Origin of the sequence: Paenisporosarcina sp. TG-14, from assembly GCF_000297555.1 — a bacterium.
GTDB lineage: Bacteria > Bacillota > Bacilli > Bacillales_A > Planococcaceae > Paenisporosarcina > Paenisporosarcina antarctica.
Genome location: NZ_AMGD01000012.1, coordinates 22,316 through 29,485, shown reverse-complemented (window position 1 = coordinate 29,485; position 7,170 = coordinate 22,316). Strand labels below are relative to the sequence as shown.

Below are 7,170 nucleotides of genomic sequence, written 5' to 3'. Positions count from 1 at the left end.
AAAACATTTACTTGATTGAAGCGAAAGGCGGCGGAAAAAGCATGTGCTCCTGCGGTTACTCGTCGCAAAGATATTGGACGAATGACAGTTCGTCCAATATCTTTCCTACGGGATTAGCGGGACAGGTGAGACCCCGCAGTGGAGCGCTAGCGACCGAGGAGGCTCTCCGCCCGCCCCGTGGAAAGCGTCCGCCTGGAGCGCAAATCAGCGGTATCATACTAGAACCTACTCCTTAAAATACCCGGAATACTGGATTCATGGCTCACTAAATTTATATACTTTCTATTTCATGAAAAAGACATCATCTAGTAATTATTTAAATTACTAGTGATGTCTTTTTTTGTATGCAATGATAAAGATGTTTACTAATTTATTACACTATATCTACATGGAGCGAGTTAGAATATCTCTGACATTGTCACGGTCTAATTGTTTATACGTACCAACACCTGATTTGATAAATGTTTTATCGATAATCAAATCGATATCATGGTCGTCTATGTCATAGTCGCTTAAACGATTTGGAGCATCAAGAGAATTCCAGAATGAACGCAGAGCTTTGGCTCCTTCTCTTGCAACTTCCAAGTCACTTTTTCCTTCATCTGAAATTCCAAAGACGTTCATGGCTAACATTTTCACGCGTGAAGGATCTTCTTCAAGTACATGCTCTAACCAGTTTGGAAACAAAATGGCCAAGCCTCCACCGTGTGGAATGTCATAAACTGCGGAGATAGCGTGCTCAATTCCATGAGTTGCCCAGTCACCACCATCTGTTCCATTCGATAGGGTTTGATTAAAGGCAGTTGTACTAATGTACATCATCGTTTCACGATGGTCGTAAGATGTTAAATCTTCAAGTAATTTCGGACCTGTTTCGATTGCTGTTCGGAGTAATGATTCAATGAAACCATCAATCATAGGTGTATTTTTTGTTCGATGGAAATAGTGTTCAAGTGCATGAGACATACTATCGACAATTGCATAAGTTGTTTGTTTACGGGACACCGAATACGTATAAGTTGGGTCTAAAATTGAAAATATTGGAAATACATGTGAGGATCCCCAACCAATTTTTTCCTTTGTTTCCCAGTTTGAAATAACCGATATGGGGTTCATTTCAGAGCCAGTTGCCCCTAAAGTAAGAACGGTTCCAATTGGAAGAGCTGATTCTATAGGAGTTTTTTGAGTTATTAAATCCCAAACGTCTCCGTCATATTTTGCCCCAACAGCAATTGCTTTCGTACAATCAATCACACTTCCTCCACCAACGGCTAAAAGAATGTCAATTGCTTCTAATTTGCAAATTTCAACACCTTTATGCACTGTTGTTAGACGTGGGTTTTGTTCGACACCAGGTAATTCATATATAGTGGCTCCTGCTTTTTCCAGTTCTTTCATTACGTCTTCATAAACACCATTTTGCTTAATACTTCCTCCGCCATAAACAACAAGGACTTTCTTCTGACCGATTTCTCCTGATAACTGACTAATTTGTCCTTTACCAAAATACAATTTCGTCGGGTTGTGTTGTAAGAATATATTCATCTGTGCACCTCATTCTATTAATATCTTTTAATTCTTTAGGTACCCACCTCAAGAATTAATTGGAACAGAGAATTCTAGGTCAGGATAAACTACCTAGAAAAGTCCAGTCCATTGAGTTCAACTAAACATTCGTTTGAATGATTAGCCAAGTTCACAGGTATACCTTATCATGATTTCCTTTTAATCTCTCAGATTCGCTCTTTTTAAATGAAAGAAGCTAATACTGCTGTAGTATACTATTGAAAATTATTAAACATATGATTATTGAAATGATAAAATTTATGTAGCTAACTGTTTTTTTACGAGGTCTTTTAATTGGTATATACTATTGAAATAGCAAGATAAATTTAATGTATCTCAAACTTCCTTCTATATAATATACAATCAAGTATTAGGGGACTATTTTGAAATAATTGATTTAAGTTAAGTATAGGAGTGATTCAATGGAAGAATTAATAATTATTATTAAATACGCTTTTTTAGGTGCGTTACAAGGATTTACTGAACCAATTCCTATTTCATCCAGTGGTCATTTAATTCTTGCGCAAGAATTTTTTGGCATAAGTGTAGCTGAAAGTGATCTTAGCTTTGAGATTTTAATGAACTTTGCATCACTAATTGCCGTCGTATTAATATATAGAGCTGATTTAATTAGATTAGTAGAAAATGGTCTAAAATATATAGTGAAGCGTGATGAAGTCCATAAAAATGATTTTATGTTTATAGTTTATTTAATAATAGGAACAATTCCAGCAGGCATTATTGGCATACTGTTTGGAGATATGATCTCAGAAAATTTAAAAGGGATTACTACAATTGCGGTAGCATTGTTAGTAACCGGGGTCGCCCTTTGGTTAATAAGAAACTTGAAAGGAAGAAAAAGCGATAAAAACTTAAATGTTCGAGATGCCATAATTGTTGGATTTGCACAAGCGATTGCTTTAATTCCGGGAATAAGCAGATCAGGAGCAACTATTGTCGCAGCTATGGGTTTAGGAATGAAACAGGAGACAGCATTACGTTATTCATTCTTACTTTATATTCCTGTAAGTCTGGGGACTATTATCCTAAAAATATCTGATATGAATTTTGGTGAATTATTAATTCCCTATTCAGTTGCATTTATTTTGTCTCTCATATTTTCATATTTTTCTCTTAAATGGTTCATGGGAATTATGGAGCGTGGAAATTTAAAATACTTTGCATATTATTGTTTCGCTGTGGGATTATTTATATTATTTATAACTTGATAATGGTAAGCATTTTAAATATCTATGCCTATGACAGTCCTAAAAATTAGGGCTGTCATTATTTTTGTGAAATCACCAATTTTGGTACTTGAAAACCTTGAGTTATCTGTCTATTTAGATAAAGAAGGATTATAATAGAAGTAAAGATAAGGAGGTGTCAACATGGAAATAAATCGTAAATTAGAGCGTTGGCAAAACGAAGGTTTTATCAACCAAACGACAGTCGACCAGATTCTTGCTTTTGAGCATTTACAGCCTAAGCCAAAGAAACTCCCTCTCCTCTTAATCATTGGACTTATTTTCTTTTCACTGGCCGTTTTCAGTTTCATCGCAGCAAATTGGCAAGTCATGCCTGATATGCTAAGGATTACGCTAGTTTTACTATTAATGTGGATGTTTTACGGTATTGGCTATTTATCTGAACAGAAAAAATTTGGGCAACCGATTATTTTCCGACTAATTGGGCTTGGTATGTTTGCCGCTAGTATTATCATCACAATCCAAACTTTTCATCTTTCCATTTCTAATTCAATTTTACCTTGGGCCATTTTTATTGCTGCACTTGCACATTATTTTTACTGGCGCCATCAATCCTATGCTATTATTGGGTTTATTTTTGGGGCACAAGTGTTAATTACATCTGCTCCCACAATAGGTTGGTTAGAATGGGGCAGTTTCATCATCGTTTCACTAGGATGGTTTTATTTTAGCCGTAATCCCCTACCAATGGTGTTTAGCTGGCTTTTGTTGTTTGGTTCAGGTCTTATGCTCTGGAGTCTCGTTGACTACAAGAGCGTTCTCTGGCCAGTTTGGACGCTGTTTGCATTAGTAGTGTTACTTCTTCTCGTACCTGAAAAAGAACGGATTCTTCGTCCACTCTATCTTATCATCGGTGGGATTCAGTTGGTCGTTTACTTGGCCGTTCGAGGTGAAACACCGCTGTCCCTCGTTGAACTAAACTTAACCGAATCGATTTCACTTGTAATTGTAGCCACAGGTATTCTCGTACTGTGCTATATACGTTTCCGAGCAATTACTTGGATTTCTGTACTGGGTCTTGTTGGCGTCCTGCTCTTTGACGATTCTGCAATTGGCCTTGCTATATTAGCGGAAGTAGTTGCACTTGCCTACTTAATCATTTCACATCGACAAGAAAAGCCACTTGCACTTGGCTTTGTATATTTCATTGCTGTACAGTTTGTTCTGTATTTCATCTATGCGTGGGAACGACTTGATATGTCTCTCTTCTTCCTTATTGGAGCGCTTTTACTTTTCGCATTGTCTGGCATTGCCTGGAGAATGAATCGTAAGAAAGTAGGTGTCTCATCTTGAAATCAATATTATTTCCCTTCCTGCAGACAGTCTTTGTACTTGTTATTGCTACGAGTTTTTATGCCATATCTTGGTTTGGTGAAGAATTCATTTTACGCGCGGAGCCGTTCGATCCGTTTGACCCATTTTATGGTGAATACGTACGCTTGCAATACCCTGATTTGAAACCGTCGTCTTCCTTACAGCAAGGTGATGTATATTTCACTTTAAAAGAAGGCGATGATGGCTATGCTGTTATAGATCGTATCGAAAATCAAACCTTCCCTGGTGCAATACAAGGGACATATTATGATAATCGAATTACAACAAAGCAACTCGAGCAATATTATGTTGAACAAGGAACGGGTCCAGATCTTGAAGAGGCTCGTGAACTTGCGATTACCCTTGACGTTGCTCCATGGGGCACCATCCGACCTACTTATTTAGAAAAAAGACAAGATTGAAAGTTAAGAACCGGTAGAAGCTTAATCGCTTCTACCGGTTCTTCTTTACTTTATTTCCGTTTTTTAATACCAATCTAATATTTATTTTAAAGGATAAGGTCATTTTGTTGCTAATATTTACAAGTAGATTATGATAAAGATAATTAACAACAAATTAGGGGGAATATATAATGGAAAAACAATCACTTCAAAAGTATCAAGAGTTTAGCGAAGATAGATTTACAAAGCGAATTATTTTCAAAAAGTCTAGTAGTACTGCCTTCGTATTAAATTTCTTGCCTGGTCAACAACTGCCTTCCCATACTCATCCGGGTAGTGACTTATTTATCATGACAGTTGAAGGAACAGGGGTATTTACCATTGATGGTAAAGAAGTAAACGTTATGAAAAATGACCTTGTACATTGTAGTGATCAAGAGCAGCTTTCATTTAACAATAATGGTACAGAACGCGTCAGTCTTTATGTTATTTTGAACAAGATTCCGAATGATAAATTCGTAGAAAATATTTAAAGTAATCATTATTAAAAGTAAAAGCCAGCCGAATTTGGCTGGCTTTTATTTTTTACATCACTTAAAAAACTATCTTTTATTTAACAAGTAAAACATTTTGCTTTACAAGTTGTTCTAATTCAGCAAAATCACGAATTTCATAAGTAGGATTAATAGCTGTTACATTTTCTGTTTGACGCGGATTGAACCAACAAGTATCGATTCCGAAATTATTACCACCTTGAATATCTGATGTTAAAGAGTCCCCTATCATTAATACATTTTTCTTCGAAGAAATATGCAGTTTATTAAAGACGTATTCGAAGATTTCTGCTTGCGGCTTTTGATAACCTGACTCCTCCGAAGTAATAATAGCTTCAAATGTTTGTTTTAGGGGTGAAAGAGCAATTCTTGCATGTTGAACCTTTTGGAAACCATTCGTCAAAATAACAAGTCTGCAACTAGAAAGGTTTTTCAACATGTCCTCTACTCCATCAATCACATGTACTTCTTTACCTAAATTCTCTATATATGTTTGACCAAAATCTTCAGGATTCACTGTCAGTTGATGTTGGAGGAATAGACGCTTAAATCGCTCCACTTTTAGTTCTGAAAGCGTCACAAGTCCATTTTCCAAATCATTCCACAGGCCCTTACTTATGCCCTTATAGCTTGCTCTGTAGTCCACTAATCCATTAGGTAAACCAAATGCATGAAATGAATTATCGAGGGCATGCTTCTCCGTCTCACTAAAATCAAACAACGTGTCATCTAAATCAAATAATAATACATCATATTTCACAAGCTTCTCATCCTTTTTAAATTCGAATATCTATATTATAATTATACAAGAAAATGTGTACACTTGAAAATCCAATGCTCAACAAATTCCACTATATAATATTCTACTTGTATAGACAAAGTAAAAGAATAAAGAACAATTCCCTCTTCGTAAGCAAAGAGAGAATTGTTCTTAACGAAACCTTCATAAATATTTAGTTAGGAATTCGTTTAGCCAAATGACCTCGGATAATCGGTCCCCATTTTTCATATTCCACCAAGAACCCATCATGACCAAATGCTGTTTCAATTTTATGGAAATACCCTCGAGAAGTTAAGTCAACAAATGATTTAATATCCTTTGGAGGATACAATAGATCTCCTGTAAAGCCTAGACCAATTACTTCTGCTTCAATAATATTTGCTGCTTTTTCAATTCCACCTCGTCCACGACCGAGATCATGACCATTCATCGCATAAAGCAAATACAAGTAACTATTAGGATCAAAGCGTTTCGTAATTTTTTCACCTTGATAGCGCAAGTAAGATTCCACTTGATAATAGGGAAACTCTTCTGCCTCTATCTCCTTCTCTTCTCTCGAAAAACGTTTTGTAAAGAGCGATGGACTACGATACGACACGAGTCCTACCATTCTTGCTACTTCAAATCCTTTTACATCACTCGACTTAACGTAATTCCCCTCATCCCAACGAGGGTCTTGTTCAATTGCATGAATTCCTATGCGATTAAACGCAATACCATAATCACTTAGTGATGGAGTAGCAGCCAACACAAATAGTTGATCCATGAAGTTGGGAAATAACACACCCCACTCTAGTACTTGCATTCCACCTAACGACCCACCAATAACTGCTCTAACTTTATTGATTCCGAGCTTTTTAAGTGCTTGATGCTGAGCTGTCACCATATCTCGGACGGATACGAAAGGAAAGGTTAAACGATAGTTTAATTCCTCATTTAGGGGTGAAGCAGGGCCAGTAGAACCACCACATCCACCTAATATATTAAACGTAATCACTTGATAATGATTAAGATCTACAGGTGCATCATATCCAATAAATCCATTCCACCACCCTGGCTCTTCACTTGTACCCACAGTGACATGATTTCCAGTCAATGCATGACAGATAAGAACCACTGGAAGATCCTTGTTTCCGACTCGTTCATAACGAAGCGAAACATTGTTGAGAACCTTTCCAGATTCAAGTGTGATTGGATCTAGGTGAACTGTATCTTCTCTCCGTTCGATCTCAATTTTCAATCCATTGTGACTCACGGGGAATCAACTTCTTTCATATAGGTATAGT

7 protein-coding genes are annotated in these 7,170 nt (G+C 36.7%); 4 read left to right on the top strand and 3 right to left on the bottom strand.

The window, feature by feature from the left end; all coding sequences use genetic code 11:
• Positions 1-384 precede the first annotated feature (384 nt).
• The gene (locus C406_RS0104965; protein ID WP_017379492.1) at positions 385-1,545 is read right to left on the bottom strand and encodes an iron-containing alcohol dehydrogenase; all 1,161 of its coding nucleotides are present in this window, start codon (positions 1,543-1,545) and stop codon (positions 385-387) included.
• Between the two features lie 443 nt (positions 1,546-1,988).
• Here C406_RS0104965 and C406_RS0104960 point away from each other — a divergent pair, with 443 nt between their 5' ends.
• From C406_RS0104960 to C406_RS0104945, 4 genes are all read left to right on the top strand, one after another.
• Positions 1,989-2,795, top strand: a complete 807-nt coding sequence (locus tag C406_RS0104960; RefSeq protein ID WP_017379491.1) for an undecaprenyl-diphosphate phosphatase — start codon at positions 1,989-1,991, stop codon at positions 2,793-2,795.
• Positions 2,796-2,957: 162 nt separating this feature from the next.
• On the top strand, positions 2,958-4,127 hold the full coding sequence (locus C406_RS0104955; protein WP_017379490.1) for a DUF2157 domain-containing protein: 1,170 nt from the start codon (positions 2,958-2,960) through the stop codon (positions 4,125-4,127).
• Positions 4,124-4,570: a GDYXXLXY domain-containing protein gene (locus C406_RS0104950; protein WP_017379489.1), complete on the top strand. Its 447-nt coding sequence runs from the start codon at positions 4,124-4,126 to the stop codon at positions 4,568-4,570. Before C406_RS0104955 ends, C406_RS0104950 begins: the two co-directional genes overlap by 4 nt.
• A 170-nt stretch (positions 4,571-4,740) precedes the next feature.
• The gene (locus tag C406_RS0104945; protein ID WP_017379488.1) at positions 4,741-5,082 is read left to right on the top strand and encodes a cupin domain-containing protein; all 342 of its coding nucleotides are present in this window, start codon (positions 4,741-4,743) and stop codon (positions 5,080-5,082) included.
• A gap of 76 nt (positions 5,083-5,158) precedes the next feature.
• Here the strand turns inward: C406_RS0104945 and C406_RS0104940 are convergent, their stop codons facing one another.
• A complete protein-coding gene (locus C406_RS0104940; RefSeq protein WP_017379487.1) occupies positions 5,159-5,863 on the bottom strand; it encodes a YjjG family noncanonical pyrimidine nucleotidase in 705 nt (234 codons plus the stop codon).
• 193 nt (positions 5,864-6,056) lie between these two features.
• Positions 6,057-7,124, bottom strand: a complete 1,068-nt coding sequence (gene metX / locus C406_RS0104935) for a homoserine O-acetyltransferase MetX (protein ID WP_237740513.1) — start codon at positions 7,122-7,124, stop codon at positions 6,057-6,059.
• Between the last annotated feature and the right edge of the window lie 46 nt (positions 7,125-7,170).

Coding starts and splice junctions, on each gene's coding strand:
- C406_RS0104965 (WP_017379492.1), bottom strand. CDS start 1,545: ATGAATATATTCTTACAACACAACCCGACGAAATTGTATTTTGGTAAA.
- C406_RS0104960 (WP_017379491.1), top strand. CDS start 1,989: ATGGAAGAATTAATAATTATTATTAAATACGCTTTTTTAGGTGCGTTA.
- C406_RS0104955 (WP_017379490.1), top strand. CDS start 2,958: ATGGAAATAAATCGTAAATTAGAGCGTTGGCAAAACGAAGGTTTTATC.
- C406_RS0104945 (WP_017379488.1), top strand. CDS start 4,741: ATGGAAAAACAATCACTTCAAAAGTATCAAGAGTTTAGCGAAGATAGA.